Annotated in this window: 15 protein-coding genes; 8 read left to right on the forward strand and 7 right to left on the reverse strand. The window is 69.6% G+C overall.

The genetic code is table 11. The annotated features are described in order from the left end of the window. Nucleotides 1-3: 3 nt before the first annotated feature. From M3190_RS07620 to M3190_RS07645, 6 genes are all read right to left on the reverse strand, one after another. Complete coding sequence (locus tag M3190_RS07620; protein ID WP_251580355.1) at nt 4-1,071, reverse strand: glycosyltransferase family 2 protein; 1,068 nt, start codon at nt 1,069-1,071, stop codon at nt 4-6. Further along, nucleotides 1,068-3,605, reverse strand: a complete 2,538-nt coding sequence (locus M3190_RS07625; RefSeq protein WP_251580356.1) for a glycosyltransferase — start codon at nt 3,603-3,605, stop codon at nt 1,068-1,070. The genes M3190_RS07620 and M3190_RS07625 overlap by 4 nt, the downstream gene beginning before the upstream one ends. A gap of 30 nt (nt 3,606-3,635) precedes the next feature. Next, nucleotides 3,636-4,778, reverse strand: a complete 1,143-nt coding sequence (locus M3190_RS07630; protein ID WP_251580357.1) for an acyltransferase family protein — start codon at nt 4,776-4,778, stop codon at nt 3,636-3,638. A gap of 77 nt (nt 4,779-4,855) precedes the next feature. Next, a complete protein-coding gene (locus tag M3190_RS07635; protein WP_251580358.1) occupies nt 4,856-5,080 on the reverse strand; it encodes an SCO4848 family membrane protein in 225 nt (74 codons plus the stop codon). Between the two features lie 9 nt (nt 5,081-5,089). Beyond that, entirely contained in the window at nt 5,090-5,911 is an 822-nt protein-coding gene (locus tag M3190_RS07640; RefSeq protein ID WP_251580359.1) for a hypothetical protein, read from the reverse strand. Nucleotides 5,912-5,951: 40 nt separating this feature from the next. Next, the gene (locus M3190_RS07645) at nt 5,952-6,641 is read right to left on the reverse strand and encodes a phosphocholine cytidylyltransferase family protein (protein WP_308222245.1); all 690 of its coding nucleotides are present in this window, start codon (nt 6,639-6,641) and stop codon (nt 5,952-5,954) included. 185 nt (nt 6,642-6,826) lie between these two features. Between M3190_RS07645 and M3190_RS15525 the strand changes: the two genes are divergently transcribed. The 3 genes from M3190_RS15525 to M3190_RS07660 are packed head-to-tail and all read left to right on the forward strand — an operon-like array spanning nt 6,827 to nt 10,010. Continuing rightward, entirely contained in the window at nt 6,827-8,173 is a 1,347-nt protein-coding gene (locus M3190_RS15525; RefSeq protein ID WP_251580360.1) for an ABC transporter ATP-binding protein, read from the forward strand. Beyond that, on the forward strand, nt 8,149-9,702 hold the full coding sequence (locus tag M3190_RS07655) for a hypothetical protein (protein WP_251580361.1): 1,554 nt from the start codon (nt 8,149-8,151) through the stop codon (nt 9,700-9,702). Before M3190_RS15525 ends, M3190_RS07655 begins: the two co-directional genes overlap by 25 nt. 41 nt (nt 9,703-9,743) lie before the next feature. Further along, a complete protein-coding gene (locus M3190_RS07660) occupies nt 9,744-10,010 on the forward strand; it encodes a DUF3039 domain-containing protein (protein ID WP_064001855.1) in 267 nt (88 codons plus the stop codon). Here the strand turns inward: M3190_RS07660 and M3190_RS07665 are convergent. Beyond that, nucleotides 9,989-11,317 (reverse strand): nicotinate phosphoribosyltransferase, encoded by a 1,329-nt coding sequence (locus tag M3190_RS07665; protein ID WP_251580362.1) that lies wholly within the window; start codon nt 11,315-11,317, stop codon nt 9,989-9,991. The genes M3190_RS07660 and M3190_RS07665 overlap by 22 nt on opposite strands. A 56-nt stretch (nt 11,318-11,373) precedes the next feature. Between M3190_RS07665 and murI the strand changes: the two genes are divergently transcribed. From murI to M3190_RS07690, 5 genes are all read left to right on the forward strand, one after another. After that, nucleotides 11,374-12,201: a glutamate racemase gene (murI, locus tag M3190_RS07670; RefSeq protein WP_251580363.1), complete on the forward strand. Its 828-nt coding sequence runs from the start codon at nt 11,374-11,376 to the stop codon at nt 12,199-12,201. Next, the gene (rph, locus tag M3190_RS07675) at nt 12,198-12,941 is read left to right on the forward strand and encodes a ribonuclease PH (RefSeq protein WP_251580364.1); all 744 of its coding nucleotides are present in this window, start codon (nt 12,198-12,200) and stop codon (nt 12,939-12,941) included. Before murI ends, rph begins: the two co-directional genes overlap by 4 nt. Further along, on the forward strand, nt 12,887-13,525 hold the full coding sequence (rdgB, locus tag M3190_RS07680) for an RdgB/HAM1 family non-canonical purine NTP pyrophosphatase (protein WP_251580365.1): 639 nt from the start codon (nt 12,887-12,889) through the stop codon (nt 13,523-13,525). Before rph ends, rdgB begins: the two co-directional genes overlap by 55 nt. A gap of 96 nt (nt 13,526-13,621) precedes the next feature. After that, complete coding sequence (locus M3190_RS07685; protein WP_251580366.1) at nt 13,622-14,533, forward strand: cation diffusion facilitator family transporter; 912 nt, start codon at nt 13,622-13,624, stop codon at nt 14,531-14,533. Nucleotides 14,534-14,550: 17 nt separating this feature from the next. Further along, nucleotides 14,551-14,913: a bleomycin resistance protein gene (locus M3190_RS07690; protein ID WP_251580367.1), complete on the forward strand. Its 363-nt coding sequence runs from the start codon at nt 14,551-14,553 to the stop codon at nt 14,911-14,913. The last annotated feature ends 7 nt before the right edge of the window (nt 14,914-14,920 follow it).

Here is a 14,920-nt window from a genome sequence, read left to right on the forward strand (position 1 = left end):
CGGTCAGGGGAGCGGAGTGTTGCGATCCAGACGTGACGTGTCGATCGTGTCCTTCGCCCCCCGCACCAGACCGACGAGGAACCCGGCGCCCCACGCGAGGTGCATCGTGGGCAGGACGACCAGGAGCCAGCACCGCTCCCGCAGTGCTCGACCCGCGATGAGGCTGACGGCGACGATGCCGAGGACGTAGAGGGCGAGCGGAAGGTGGAACACGGACAGGACCGCCGAGAGTGCGCCTCCCACGATGCCCGCACCCTGCAGCACACCCACCACAACGCTCGCGACGACGGCGAGGACCAGCGCCGGCGGAGCGAAGAACCGCAGCGAGTTCGACCGCCCGAAGCGGCGCACGAGCTCGCCGCGCCACGTTCCGGTCGCGAGGAACTGCCGAGCCAGTCGCACCCAGCTCTCCCGCGGCCAATAGGTGACGGCGAGCTCCGGATCGAACCAGACGCGGTACCCCGCGCGCCGGATGCGGAGGTTCAGCTCCCAGTCCTCACCACGGCGGATGGTCTCGTCGAACAGCCCGACCTGCTGGAGCACCTCGCGCCGCATGACCCCGAGGTACGCCGATTCGGCGGGACCTTCCGGTGCGCCGACGTGGTACGCCCCCCCGCCGAGACCGATGGGCGAGTTGTAGGCGATCGCGACGGCGCGCTGGAACGGCGTGCGTCCGTCGGCACGCATCACCCCCCCGACATTCGCGGCGCGGGCGCGTTCCAGGGTGGCGAGCGCACGACGGGTGTACCCCGGCGCGAGCTCGGAGTGGGCGTCGACACGCACGATCGTGGGGTGGTGGGCAGCGCGGATCGCAAGGTTGAGGGCGACCGGGATGTCCGCACGCGGGTTTTCGACGAGTCGGATGCGGTCGTCCTCGTCCGCAAGTCGCCGGGCGAGCTCCGTGGTGCCGTCCGTCGACGGTCCCAACGCGAGGATCAGCTCCGCAGGTCCGTCCACATCCTGCTGCAGGACGGTCTGCACGGCGCGCTCGAGGTACTCCTGTTCGTTGAGCACGGGCATCACGAACGTGACACCCGATCCGGGCACGGGAACGGGCGCGTCGACTGTCACGGAGTGCCCGAGGATCGCGCGGCAGAGCCGTGGGACGCAGGCGCGCGGGGGACCAGGGTGTCGAACTGCGCGAGGACCTCGGAGGTGTAGGTCCCGACATCGAGGGATGCCGGGGCGACCCGACCCGCGAGGAAGTCCGCCATGCCCGCGGCGAGGGCCGAGTCGTCGCGGTCGACGATGTGCATGTCGTCCCCGGGGAGGGCGCCGCGAGCCGAGCCGAAGGCGGTCGACACGATCGGCAGCCCGAGTTGAGCGGCCTCGATCAGCACCATCGGCTGGCCCTCGTAGTCGCTCGAGAGGACGAAGCAGTCGCAGCGCCGCATGACGGATGCCGGATCGCGCAGCGGTCCTGTCAGGATCACGCGACCGGTGAGGCCGGCGTCACGCACCTGCTGCTCCAGCTCCGTCCGGAGGGGGCCGCCACCGACGATGAGCAGCTGCGTGTCGGGGTCAGTGGCGGACAGCATCGCGAAGGCCCGGATCAGTCGGGCATGGTTCTTCTCGGTCGAGAGCCGCCCGACGGTGATGAATCGGCGGATGCCGGGCACAGCGAGCGCGGCGTCCAGCGTCTCGCCCAGCGCGGCATCCTCCTCCGGCTCCTCGCCCTCCTCATCACGTTCGTCGAGCGCCGGCGTGGAGACGAGGTCGGGCAGGTTCCGGAGGGTGACGAAGCGGTCGCTCGGGGCGTACTCCGCCAACTCGGCCCGGTTGAGGTCGGTGAGGGCGGGCGAGACCGAGACGAGCTGGTCGTAGGCGCGGTACATCGCGAAGACGCGACCGAGCGAACGGCGGAAAGGCTGCTTGCCGTTCACGGTGCGATCGCGGTCGGCCGCCATCTCGTTGTGCAGCCAGATCGCCCGCACCGCGCGCGGTGAGTGCAGCATCAGGTGCGCCCAGAAGGGGCTGTATCCGCTGAAGTCGGCCACCCAGTCGAACTTGGCGGACCCGAAGATGCGCGTCCATTCGTCCCGCCACAGCGTTCGGTGCCCGAGCCGCCGGTGCGCACGGAGCGGGTCGGTGCTGACGTCGGCGACGCGACGCATGATCTGTCGAGCCTTCGATCCGTTCATCCCGCCGAGGCGGAAGACCTGCCGGATGCCGGGGTCCAGGCGGGACTGGTTGTGCTTCGTCGTCGCTCCGCGGGGGAACGCCATCAGCGCCGTGACGTCGTACCGCTCGGGGTCGAGGGAATTGAGGAGGTTCACGGCAGCGGTCGTGATCCCGTTCAGGCGCATCCCTCCGAGGTAGAAGAGCAGGCGAGGGCGCTCATCGCGTCGCACGGGGCGGACGCGGCGGTCGGCTGTGCGCCCGCGGAACACGATGTCGACGACCCGGAAGGTGGCCGAGCCGTCCTCGTAGGGTACGAAGCGACGGGCCCACTCCGCGTACCGCGGGTGCGCATCGGCTCCCGTTGCCATCAGCGGTGCGAGTTCGCGTCCGAGCGCCTCGGCGGCGGTGTGCACGGGACCGGGGAGCTGGTCGAGCGGCATGTAGGTCCCCCGCTCGGCGCCGTAGGCGTCGCCGTCGGGGACGAGGAAGCCGATCGGGCGATCCGTCGCGAGGAAGTCGAAGAAGATCGACGAGTAGTCGGTGACCAGTGCATCCGCGAGGCCGAGGAGGACGTTCGTCGGAGTCGTGTTCGGTACCAGAAGGCGACGGAGCGCGGGGATGCCGCTCGCCGCGCGGTGCACCACCTGGTGCGTCTTCAGGAGCACGATCGAGTCATCGCCCAGGGCGCGCTGCAGTCCAGCGGCCTGATCGGCCAGGTGCGCGAGATCGGCGTCCGGAGCCTGGAAGGAACTCCCGCGCCAGGTGGGTGCGAACAGCACGATGCGCTTGCCGGTCAGGTCGACCCCGAGAGCCGCGCCGAGGTCGGCGATGCGCTGCCGACGATCGACGTCGGACATCCGCTGTCGATCGATGCGCGGATAGCCTTCCTCGATGATGGCGCCGCGGTACACGTTGCGCAGCTGATAGGCGTCCTCGTACATCGTCTCGGCCATGAACGGGTTGGCGGCGAGGAGATAGTCGGCGTTCAACAGGTTGCGGAGGGTGTTGGCGGATTCCCGCGCGCCCCCCGGCATGTCGAAGCCCATCAGCTTCAGCGGCGTGCCGTGCCACGTGTTCAGGTACACCTGTCCGACCCGCTTGCTGAACGCGGGAGGGAAGGTCGCGTTGTTGATGAGGTAGCCGGCGGTCGACACCGCGCGCCAATAGGCGCCGCTGCCGCGACGGACGATCACGACGCGCCGGTCCCCGTCGAACTCCGCACGGAGCGCGGCTGCGGCGTCCGCGTCACCGATCGCCCAGATGTGCGTGAGATCGGCGAACTCCGGGTCAGCGAGGAGGGCCCGGAAGATCGCCTCCGGATTGCAGAGCGCGCCGTTGCCTGCGAACGATTCGTACAGGACGGTCCGGGACTGGATGGGTCGCGACCGTGCCCAGGCGATCAGTTCGGAGGTCGGCACGCGCTTCGCGCGGGTGAGCAGCGATCGGACGGCGCGGGTGACGGCGGGCGGAAGGGGCGAACGCATGAGGGGTGCTGTGCTCTCGTCGACGGCAGGTCAGGGCGCGACTTCTCCGGCCCGGCGACGCGCTCGCGCCGCAACTGCTCGGTGAACGCGTCGCGCCGCCTTGTGCATTCTAGCTTCGACCGCCTCGTAGAACCCCCAGGCGACGAGCAGGCTGAGGGGTACACCGAGCGCGCCGACGAGGGCCCAGGCCTCGGAACCGAAGGCGAATGCGAGTGTGGCGAGCACGGGGACGTGGACGAGGTAGAGGCTGAAGGAGATCTTGCCGAGCCACTGGATCGGGCGCGTCTCGAACAGTCGGATGGCCGGCCCCCACGCGAGGGCGACGAGGACGATGCCGGCCGCGCCCGGCGCGGCGAAGGCCCAGAGGAGATGGTTGAGGTCGGTCCCGCTGGGGAAGATCGGCCGGGCGAGCCAACTGCCGATCAGCATGAGGACGCTCACGACGGTGAACAGGGGCATGAACCACCGCGGCCTCGGGCGCTCGACCCAGGCGAGCAGGTCGGGCATACGCGCCGCCATGATGGTGCCGATGACGAAGACGGGGAAGTAGAGCAGCTCGCTCTGTTCGAAGAGGCGCCCGACGACGCTCAGCGCGCAGCAGACGATGACAGCCGTGAGGGCGTGTCGACGCACCAGGAGCGCGAGCGCGGTGGCCAGCGGCAGCACGATCGAGTAGAGCAACTCCCAGTGCAACGACCACAGGGGGTTGTTCAGGGGATACTGTCGCGGCACGAGCGACGCCTGAGAGAGGAACGACCCGACCGAGACGCTGTCTGCGTGGGTCTCCGCCATCCAGGACCCCTCCGGCATGCTCGAGCGGTCGCGCGGCACCAGCAGGATGAGGATCGCGCTGAGTGCGAGGGACGCGATGACCGGGCCGTAGAGACGGACGACGCGGGCCGAGAGGAACCCCATCCAGGAGAAGTTCTGACGGAAGACCGGGAGGACGACCACCAGTCCGGAGAGAACGAAGAAGACCAGCACCGCCTCGTTCCCCGCGGTCAACAGCTTCACCGGGGACTGGGAGATGACCGCCCAGCTGACCGTTCCTTCGAGGAGCGGTTCGGCGATCAGCAGCCAGTGGTGCAGGAGGACGACGAGCGCAGCGACCCCGCGGAGCCCGTCCAGGCTCTGGATCCGGCCGGACGGCTGCTGCGGGGGAGTCGTGACCACTCGTCAACGCTAGTCACTGTTCGCCGGCCGTCCACACCACTTGCGCGCCGCGGGCCCGGTGTGCAGACCCGCCCGGCTCAGGCGCCGACGCCGGCCGCGGCGAGGATCGCGGCGATCGAGGAGGCCACCGCGAGAAGGAGGGCGACACCGATGAGGACCGCGTGCACGATCAGGAACCTGGTGGGGCGACCCTGCGAGTCGCGGGCCCGGGCGTCGCGCGCGACACGACGGAAGAAGGTCGGCCAGACGAGCAGGTTGAACAGCGCGTTGATGATGAGGAGCGTGATGAGGAGCGCGAGCACGCGGCCACGCTACCGGTCGAGGTCGGGTTCGGCGCCGCGCGCCTTCCGGCGGACGCGCAATGACCGGCGCGGCTCGACCGTCGCCAGCTCGGCGGGGAAGCTGACCGGCGCCGGCCCGAAGGCGCGCCGGGAGCCGACGATGACTCGGCGTCCCAGGAGGTGATTGCCTCCGCCGCCGATGACAGCTCCGATTCCGAAGGGCAGGGCCCGTCCGAGGAGCGACGCGCTGCCTTGGGCGGCGAACCGTCGGAGGAACGCTCCTTTGAGACGGTCGATCAGCGGTCCGACTGCCGCACGTGGCAGAGAGGTCGTGATCATCTGCCCCCAATACGCGTCGCGGGTGGGGCCTGTGCCGCTGACCTGGCGGGCGAACTGGCTCACCAAGTCGACGCCCTCGCGCCCGACCATCATCGTCAGGACGAGTGCACGCGCCCGGTCGGGGTCATTGACGCGGATGCCGTGAACCTCGGCGAGTGATTGAGCGAAGAGGGCCGTCGCCTCGAGGAAGCCAACGGTCTCAGCCCCGCTGAGCGCGAGTGTCACCCCGGTGCCGATGCCCGGGACAACGGCCGTGGCGCCGACAGCGGCTCCCCCCGTCGTGACGGCGGCGAGATAGCGACGCTCGAGGATGCGCGCGATCTCCGCCGGCCCTGCCTGCGGGTGTCGAGTGCGGATCGCGCGCAAGTGGGCGAGGACGGCCGGCCGCTGGACGGCAAGCACCCGGTCCAGCACGCGGATCATCCACGGATGCTCCGGGGAGCCTTCGGGAGGAAGACCGCCCACCCACGGCGCGTCATCGGGGAGTGAGTGTATGCGCGGCACATCGCTCATGGCGGATCTGACGACGCGGTCGGACGCGTCGTTCCCTGTCTCAGACGTAGAGGTTCGCCCGGTCGAGGTCCTCTGCGAAGTCGACTTCGACAGCGTAGAGGTCGGAGATGTCGAGCGGGCGCAGCTTCAGACCGTTGTCGGCGATCGCCAGCTCGAGGCCGCGCTCGAAGTAGTCCTGGTTGTCGACCTGCGTCAGCTGAGCGATCAGCGCGGGCTTGTCAGCGCGGGAGATGAAGTTGATGCCGACAGCCTCGCCGAGGCCGCCGACCACGGTCTTGGAGAGCTCGGCGATGTCGCCGTTCTGGTCGACCGTGTACTTGACCTCTTCGTCGCTCACCTTGGAGGTGTTGACGGTGACGAAGGACTGCTCGGCCTCGATCAAGGCGAGTGCGCGTCCGAGAACACGCGGATCGAAGACGACGTCACCGTTCATCCAGAGGACACCCGACTTGCCGGTGGCTTTGAGCGCGCGCAGAAGGCTCTTCGAGGTGTTGGTCTGGTCGTACCGGTCGTTGTACACGTAATCGACGTCGGGGAACGCTTCGACGATCGTCTCCGCGCGATAGCCGACGACCGTCGTGATGTGCGCCTTCGGGCCGAAGGCAGCGTGGATGTTGTCGTGCTGCTGACCCATGATGCTGCGACCGTCGCTCAGCGCGGTCAGCGGCTTGGGCAGACTCCGGCCGAGCCGCGAGCCCATACCGGCTGCGAGGATGACGATCTTGGTCACGTGGTGCTCCTGACGATGTGGTCACTGTCCGTACATCGGAAAGACACATCTTCGTGCCGTCTGAAATGCTATCGGTGTCACCTGAAAAGGGCCCGTATCCTGGCCTGCCGTTGTGCATTCGTGATAGTGCGACGTCGGGGATAACGCCTGAGGGTCGGCCAGTCCGGCCTTGCTAGGTTTAAGGGGTGACGCCTCCCAAGACACGACCGCCCCGCAAGAAGGCTCCCGTGTCCGGCGCCGCCACTGCGGTTCCGTCGCCGCCTCCCGTTTCGACCGACGAGACGACGCCGCTTCCCCCCAAACCCGACGTGCCCGCGGCGGTTGCGGCGGCCCGCCTCGAAGAAGGCCTCCCGGTCGTCGAACCTTCTTCTCGCGAGCCGTCGTCCGATCCGGTCATCACCTCGGATGCCGCGGTCCCCGACGTCGAAGACCCAAGGGGCGATCCGGCCCTCGACGACAGAGACGCCGCTGTGGCGCCCGGGTCGGACCTCGACGTCGCGCCCCCGGAACCCGCCCCGGCCCCTGAGCCTGAGCCTGAGCCTGAGCCTGAGCCTGAGCCTGAGCCTGAGCCTGAGCCTGAGCCTGAGCCTGAGCCTGAGCCGGAGCCGGAGCCGGAGCCGGAGCCGGAGCCGGAGCCGGAGCCGGAGCCGGAGCCGGAGCCGGAGCCTGAGCCTGAGCCTGAGCCTGAGCCTGATGCAGATCTCTCGCCGGCTGAGGAGCCGGCGACAGCGGTCCTCGCCGTCGACGAGGTCGCGGATTCGGACGACGCTCCCGCGCCGGCGTTGCTTCTGACGCAGGTGTCGAAGTCGTTCGGTCGGACTCGAGCGGTCGACGCGGTGGACCTGGAGATTCCTGCGGGCACCTTCTACGGCTTGGTGGGACCGAACGGTGCGGGCAAGACGACGACTCTGTCGATGATCGCCGGTCTGCTGCGACCGGACGCGGGGTCGATCGTGGTCGGCGGGGTCGACCTGCAGCGCGATCCCCGGGCCGCGAAGGCGCTCATGGGTGTCCTGCCGGATCGCCTGCGGACGTTCGATCGCCTGACCGGTCGGCAGCTTCTCCACTATTACGGCGTCCTGCGCGGTCTCCGCCCGGCCGTCGTCGCCGAGCGCACCGAGGACCTCGCCCGCGCCTTCGATCTGACGGCCGCACTCGTCCGGCCCGTGTCCGACTACTCCGCCGGCATGACGAAGAAGATCATGCTCGCCGGCGCGATGATCCACGCGCCTCGACTCCTCGTGCTGGACGAGCCCTTCGAAGCCGTCGACCCGGTCTCGAGCGAGGTCATCCTCGACATCCTGACGGCTTATGTCTCGCGAGGCGGCACCGTGATCCTGTCGAGTCACGGGATGGAGCTCGTCGAGCGCGTCTGCGACGGCGTCGCGGTCATCGTGGCCGGGCAGGTGCTCGCTCAGGGTTCAGTGGACGACGTGCGCGGCGATCACACCCTTGCGGAGCGCTTCGTCCAACTCTCCGGCGGTCTCAGCGACGTGGAAGGCCTGGAGTGGTTGCACACGTACTCCGACTGAGGTTGGCGCTGCTCGCGGGGTCGCTCAATGCGCGTCCGATCGTGCTCGTCCGCCGTCTTGCGGCCTTCGGCGTCCTCGCGGTCGCGGTGGCGGCGGTGTGTGTCGCGCTCGTCCGACTCGATCGTGTCCCGGATGCCGATGCGGCGACGCTCATCGTCGTGGGCGGCTCGCTCTTGGTGGGCGGCTTCCTCCTCGTCCCGCTCTTCACCGGTGCCGATGACCCCCTGGATCCGCGCCGATTCGTCGTGACGGGAGCGGATTCGCGCACGGTCGCGTGGTCGGTGATGGCGGCATCCCCTCTCGGACTTCCCGGGCTCGTCGTGATCGCCGTGGCCGTCGCGATGATCGTCGCGTGGACCGGTCACGGAGCGCCGGCGGCTCTCGCGGTCCTCGCCGCGCTCCTGCTGGTCGCCACGACGGCGCTTGCGGCTCGGTGCGCGATGGCGGTCTCCGCTGTCGCGCTCCGCGATCGCCGGTCGCCGCAGCTCACGGGGCTGATGGTGACGGCGGCGGCCATCGTCGTGATCCCGGTGGCCGTGTTCGCGTTCTCGCTCGAGTGGTCCGGCGGGCTGCCCTCGCAGCTCGCTGAGGCGGCTCAGGTGCTCGCCGTCACGCCGTTCGGGGCGGCTGCAGCGATCCCGCTTCGCTCCGGCGGCGCCCTGATCGTTTCGATCCTCGTCGCGCTCGCGACGATCGTCGCTCTCGCCGCGACGTGGCGGCTGCTCGTCGGCGTCATGATGAGCGCCACGGAGCGAGAGGTGTCGATGCGCGAACGTCGCGGCCTCGGGTGGTTCGCGGTCATGCCGGGAACTCCGGGCGGCGCGGTCGCCGCACGCAGCATCGTCTACTGGTCGAGCGACCCGCGGCATCTCGCGAACGTGGTGATCGTCCCGATCGCCTCCGTTCTGATCGTGCTCCCGTTGCTCGTCGTCGGAGTACCGCTGCAGACGGTGGCGCTCATCCCGCCGCCGATCCTCGCGCTCTTCCTCGGCTGGCTGGTACACAACGACGTCGCCTACGACTCGACGGGCGTCTGGCTGCACATCTCGGCCGGCGTCCGAGGTGTGGCCGACCGTGCCGGCCGGCTCGTGCCGGTGCTGCTCATGGGAGTGCCGTTGCTGGCACTCGCGGTGACGGCTGCGGTCTGGGTGCATGGACGATGGGCGGTCCTCCCCGCTCTCGTCGGTGTCTGTGTGTCGCTGTTCGCCACGGGGCTGGGGCTGAGCTCGATCGCATCGGTTGCGGCGCCCTACGCGGTGTCCCGTCCGGGGGAGGGGCCGTTCGAGCAACCCCAGCGCACGGGGGGTTCCGCCGCGCAAGCCGCGGTCCTGTTCGGCGCCATCGTCCTGTCGATGCCTGCTCTCTGGACGGCGTGGCTCGCCCTGGGCGGAGACGAACAGGCTGCCTGGACATCCTTCTGGAGCGGAATCGTCGTCGGAACCGTTGTCCTGGCAGCGGGAATCGTGATCGGCGGGGTGGTCTTCGAGCGTCGCACGAGCCGGATCATGGAGTTCGCAGAAACCCTCTGACGCCCCGCCGTGCCCGCCCGACCCGCAGTACACTCGGGGGAATGAGCACGCCGATCGACAGCCCGGATCAGGGCGGCCTCGCCACACTCGACCGCGAACTCGAGGAGCTGATCCGCGAGGAGTCCATCGAGCCGGGTGACCATGAGCGGTTCTCGCACTATGTGAAGAAGGACAAGATCCTCGAGTCGGCGATCACCGGGAAGCCGGTCCGCGCGCTGTGCGGCAAGAAGTGGACTCCGGGGCGGGACCCGGAGAAGTTCCCGGTGTGCCCCACGTGCAAGGAGATCTACGCCTCGCTGACCTCGTAGACCGTCGGCAGAGCCGGGTCGGCCCGGCTGAGAGCGAGGGCGGTCACCGGGAGCTCCTCCCGGACGCGGAGGTGGTGCTCCCGCGCGGCGGTCACGCCCGACGGGCCCAGGGCGGCGGCATCCGCTGACCCTCCCTCGACGAGAAGGACCTGCAGAGGTCGGGCGTCGGGGTGCGCAGCGGGCGTGTCGAGGTCGTCGAAGCCGGCGGCGATCGCCACGAGCTCGCCGGTCGCGACGCCGTCGACGCGCGTGCGGAACGCCGCCTTGCGGCCGCCGACCGACGCCTTCGAGGTGGACGCCTTCGCGACGGAGACCCATCCGCCGTCCTGTCCCTGGCGGGCGACGAGCTTGTAGACCATCCCCGCCGTCGGCGTGCCCGAGCCTGTGACGACCGACGTCCCGACGCCGTAGGCATCGACGGGGGATGCCGCCAGCGCGGCGATCGCGAATTCGTCGAGGTCACTCGTCACGGTGATGCGAGTGCTCGTCGCGCCGAGCTCGTCGAGCTGTTCGCGCACGGACGCGGCGACGGTGGGAAGGTCACCGGAATCCAGGCGCACGCCGCCGAGGCCGGGACCCGCGACACGGATCGCGGTCTCGACGCCCTGGCGGATGTCGTACGTGTCCACGAGGAGGGTCGTGTCGGTCCCGAGAGCCGCGATCTGGCTGCGGAAGGCGTCCTCTTCCGTGTCGTGAAGCAGGGTCCACGCGTGGGCGGCGGTGCCCATCGTCGGGATTCCCCACGTACGCCCCGCCTCGAGGTTGCTCGTCGCGGAGAAACCCGCGATGTAGGCGGCGCGGGCAGCGGCGACGGCGGACCGCTCGGCGGCGCGTCGCGAGCCCATCTCGGCCAGAGGACGGTCACCCGCGGCGATGCTCATGCGGGCTGCCGCGGTGGCGACGGCCGAATCGTGGTTGAGGATGCTCAGGGCGAGGGTCTCGAGGATGACCGCCTCGGCGAACGAGCCCTCCACCGTGAGGATGGGCGAGCCCGGGAAGTAGAGCTCGCCCTCGCGGTACCCGCTGATCGTCCCGCGGAAGCGGTAGTCCTCGAGGTAGCGGACGGTCTCGGCGCTGACGATGCGGTTGTCCCGGAGGAAGGCCAGCTCCGCCTCGTCGAAGCGGAAGTCGGCGAGCTCGGAGAGCAGTCGCCCCGTTCCCGCGACCACTCCGAATCGGCGCCCGCCGGGCAGTCGACGACCGAACAGCTCGAACACACAGCGCCGGCTGGCGGTGCCGTCGCGGAGCGCGGCGTCCAGCATGGTGAGCTCGTAGCGATCGGTCAGCAGCGCCGTGGAGATGCCCATGCGGTCACTCTATCCACGCGCGAACGCGCGCCCGCGCGAGACTAGGCTGGACGATCGTGACGGACGCACCGATCGGGATCTTCGACTCCGGAGTGGGCGGTCTCACCGTCGCCCGGTCCGTCTCGCAGCTGCTGCCGAGGGAGTCGGTCCTCTACATCGGCGACACCGCACACTCTCCCTACGGGCCGAAACCGATCGCCGACGTGCGACGCTACGGCCTGGAGGTGCTCGACGCTCTGGTCGCAGAGGGCGTCAAGATGCTCGTGATCGCCTGCAACACCGCGTCGGCGGCGTTGTTGCGCGATGCCCGCGAGCGCTACGACGTCCCGGTCGTCGAGGTCATCGGTCCCGCCGTCCGCACCGCCATCTCGACGACGCGCAACGGTCGGATCGGGGTCATCGGCACGGCGGGGACGATCGGTTCGGGTGTCTACCAGGACATGCTCGGCGTCAATGAGCGGCTGAGTGTCTTCGCGCAGGCGTGCCCGCGTTTCGTGGACTTCGTGGAGGCGGGCATCACCGACACGCCGGACGTGCTGCGCGTCGCCGAGGAGTATCTCGCGCCGCTGCGTCACGCCGGGGTGGACACCCTGGTGCTCGGCTGCACCCACTATCCGTTCCTCGAGGGTGCCATCAGTTACGTGATGGGCCCCGACGTGTCGCTCGTCTCGAGCGACACCGAGACCGCCAAGGACGTCTACCGTCAGCTCGTCTCGCGCGACCTGCTGGCAGGGGCGGACGCCGAACCCACACACGTGTACGAAGCGACGGGGGACTCCGCAGAGGACTTCCTCCGCCTCGCCGACCGGTTGATGGGACGCGGTGTCAGCACCGTGCGTCTCGTCCAGACCGGCGCCATCGACCTACCCAAGGAGACCTCATGACCGAGACGACACGAGCGGACGGCCGCGCCGTCGACCAGCTGCGCCCCGTCACCATCGAGCGCGGATGGAGCGCGCACGCCGAAGGATCCGCCCTCGTCTCCTTCGGCGGGACGAAGGTGCTGTGCACGGCATCCTTCACCAACGGCGTGCCGCGCTGGCTGACCGGCAAGGGCAAGGGGTGGGTCACCGCCGAGTACGCGATGCTCCCCCGAGCGACGAACTCCCGCAACGACCGCGAGTCGATCAAGGGGAAGGTGGGTGGTCGCACCCACGAGATCTCCCGCCTCATCGGTCGTGCGCTCCGCGCCGTCGTCGACACGAAGGCGCTGGGCGAGAACACGATCGTCATCGACTGCGACGTCCTCCAGGCCGACGGCGGCACCCGCACGGCGGCGATCACGGGTGCCTACGTCGCCCTCGCCGACGCGATCGAGTGGGGTCGGGCGAAGGGCTTCGTCGGCAAGAACGCCAAGGCGCTGCTCGACTCGGTCTCGGCGGTCTCGGTCGGAATCATCGACGGGGAGCCCATGCTCGATCTCGCGTACGTCGAGGACGTGCGTGCCGAAACCGACATGAACGTCGTCGTCACCGGGCGCGGTCTGTTCGTGGAGGTGCAGGGCACGGCGGAGGGCGCGCCGTTCGACAAGCGCGAACTCGACGCGCTGCTCGAGCTCGGAGTGAACGGATGCGGCGACCTGCGCGACATCCAGCTCGCCGCGCTGGCGGAGGAGCGTGCGTGAGCCGCATCGTCCTGGCGACGCACAACGCGCACAAGGTCGAGGAGTTCGGCGCCATCGTCGCGGCGACGCGGCCTGACCTCGAGGTCGTCGGGTACGACGGACCGGAGCCCGTCGAGGACGGGGTGACCTTCGCGCAGAACGCGCTGATCAAGGCGCGCGCTGCCGCCGCCCACACCGGCCTGCCTGCCATGGCGGATGACTCCGGCATCAGCGTCGACGTGCTCGGCGGCTCGCCCGGTGTGTTCTCGGCCTATTGGGCGGGGCATCGCAAGGACGGCGTCGCGAACTACGAGCTGCTCCTCGACCAGCTCTCCGACATCGCGGACCCGCATCGCACGGCGCAGTTCGTCTCGACGATCGCCCTCGTCGTACCGGGCGGTGACGAGCACGTCGTCGAGGGCGTCTGGCCGGGCCGTCTCGCCCAGGCTCCCGCGGGAGAGAACGGATTCGGGTACGACCCCGTGTTCCTGCCCGACGACGCGCAGGGGCGCACAGCTGCGCAGCTGACGGCCGCCGAGAAGAACGCGACGTCGCATCGCGCCCGCGCGTTCGAGGCGCTGGGCCCTCTGCTCGCCGCCCTCTAGGAGGCCACCGGCGTTGCGCTGAGCCTGAGAATCGGATTCATTCCCGAGTTGCTCGGCATCGCCGTGACGGCGTCGGCCGCGTCCTACCCTCGAGGTATGCACGATCACGCGCCGAGCGGCATCCGGGGAGGCCATCCCCGTCGGCTGCTCGCCGTCTCGTTCGGCATCACCGCGACCGTCCTCGTGATCCAGCTCGCGGGGGCGATCCTCACGGGATCGCTCGCGCTGCTGGCGGACGCCGGGCACATGTTCACCGACAGCTCCGGCCTCGTGATCGCTCTCATCGCGGCATCCGTCGCCGCGCGACCCGCCGACGAACGCCAGACGTACGGCTACCAGCGTGCCGAGGTGTTCGGAGCGTTCCTCAACGCCGTCATCCTCATCGTCCTCGGCGCATGGATCGCGGTCGAGGCGGTCGGACGGCTCATGGACCCGGCGGACGCCGAGGTCCAGGGTCTGCCGATGCTCGTCGTCGCCGTGATCGGCCTGATCGCGAATGGTGTCTCGCTCTACGTGCTGAGCGCCGCCCAGCGCACGAGCATCAACGTGCGCGGCGCCTACCTCGAGGTCCTGGGGGACCTCCTCGGCTCCGTGGTCGTGATCATCGCGGCGGGGGTCATCTGGCTCACGGGCTGGATGCCGGCGGACGCCGTGGCATCCCTCCTCATCGCCGCGCTCATCGTGCCCCGAGCCGTCAGCCTGCTGCGCGAGGTGTTCGCCGTGTTGGGCGAACGAGCGCCCGCGGGGACGAAGGTCGCCGACATCCGCGATCACATCCTCGGGACGGAGGGCGTCGTCGATGTGCACGACGTCCACGTGTGGCAGCTGACGCGCGGTGCGCCGGTGTTCACCGCACACGTCGTGGTCGCGCCGGACCACTTCGCCGACGATCGCGCGGGCGCGCTGCTGTCCCGTCTGCAGTCGTGCCTGTCCCGGCACTTCGACGTCGAGCATTCGACCTTCCAGCTCGAGCCCGCCGGTCACGTCGAACACGACGCCCACGCCTGAACCGGGAGGACCCACGCATGACTGATCTGGCGACCCCGAATCTGCCATCGCGGGACTTCGACTCCACCTTGTCGTTCTACGGTCGCCTGGGATTCGCCGCCGCGTACCGCGACGAGGGATGGCTCATCCTCCGTCGCGACGGTGTGCAGCTCGAGTTCTTCCCAGCGCCCGACGTCGACCCGCTCTCGAGCTCGTTCATGTGCTGCCTCCGGGTCGACGAGCTCGACGAATGGTACGAGCGACTCGTAGAGGCGGGTGTGCCGGAGACGACGACCGGCTTCCCCCGCCGTCATCCGCCGCGGATCGAGCCCTGGGGAGGGAGCGTCGCGTTCCTCGTCGACCCCGACGGAACGCAGCTCACCCTCATCCAGAACCGCTGAAACCCGG

The organism is Microbacterium oleivorans, from assembly GCF_023715745.1.
GTDB classification, from domain to species: Bacteria; Actinomycetota; Actinomycetes; order Actinomycetales; family Microbacteriaceae; genus Microbacterium; species Microbacterium oleivorans_D.

Bases quoted from the DNA above. Each gene is read 5' to 3' on its own strand.
- M3190_RS07625 (WP_251580356.1), bottom strand. From the start codon at position 3,605: ATGCGTTCGCCCCTTCCGCCCGCCGTCACCCGCGCCGTCCGATCGCTG.
- rdgB (WP_251580365.1), top strand. From the start codon at position 12,887: ATGCGGCGACCTGCGCGACATCCAGCTCGCCGCGCTGGCGGAGGAGCG.
- M3190_RS07665 (WP_251580362.1), bottom strand. From the start codon at position 11,317: ATGGGCATCTCCACGGCGCTGCTGACCGATCGCTACGAGCTCACCATG.
- M3190_RS07690 (WP_251580367.1), top strand. From the start codon at position 14,551: ATGACTGATCTGGCGACCCCGAATCTGCCATCGCGGGACTTCGACTCC.
- M3190_RS07685 (WP_251580366.1), top strand. From the start codon at position 13,622: ATGCACGATCACGCGCCGAGCGGCATCCGGGGAGGCCATCCCCGTCGG.
- M3190_RS07660 (WP_064001855.1), top strand. From the start codon at position 9,744: ATGAGCACGCCGATCGACAGCCCGGATCAGGGCGGCCTCGCCACACTC.
- M3190_RS07640 (WP_251580359.1), bottom strand. From the start codon at position 5,911: ATGAGCGATGTGCCGCGCATACACTCACTCCCCGATGACGCGCCGTGG.
- rph (WP_251580364.1), top strand. From the start codon at position 12,198: ATGACCGAGACGACACGAGCGGACGGCCGCGCCGTCGACCAGCTGCGC.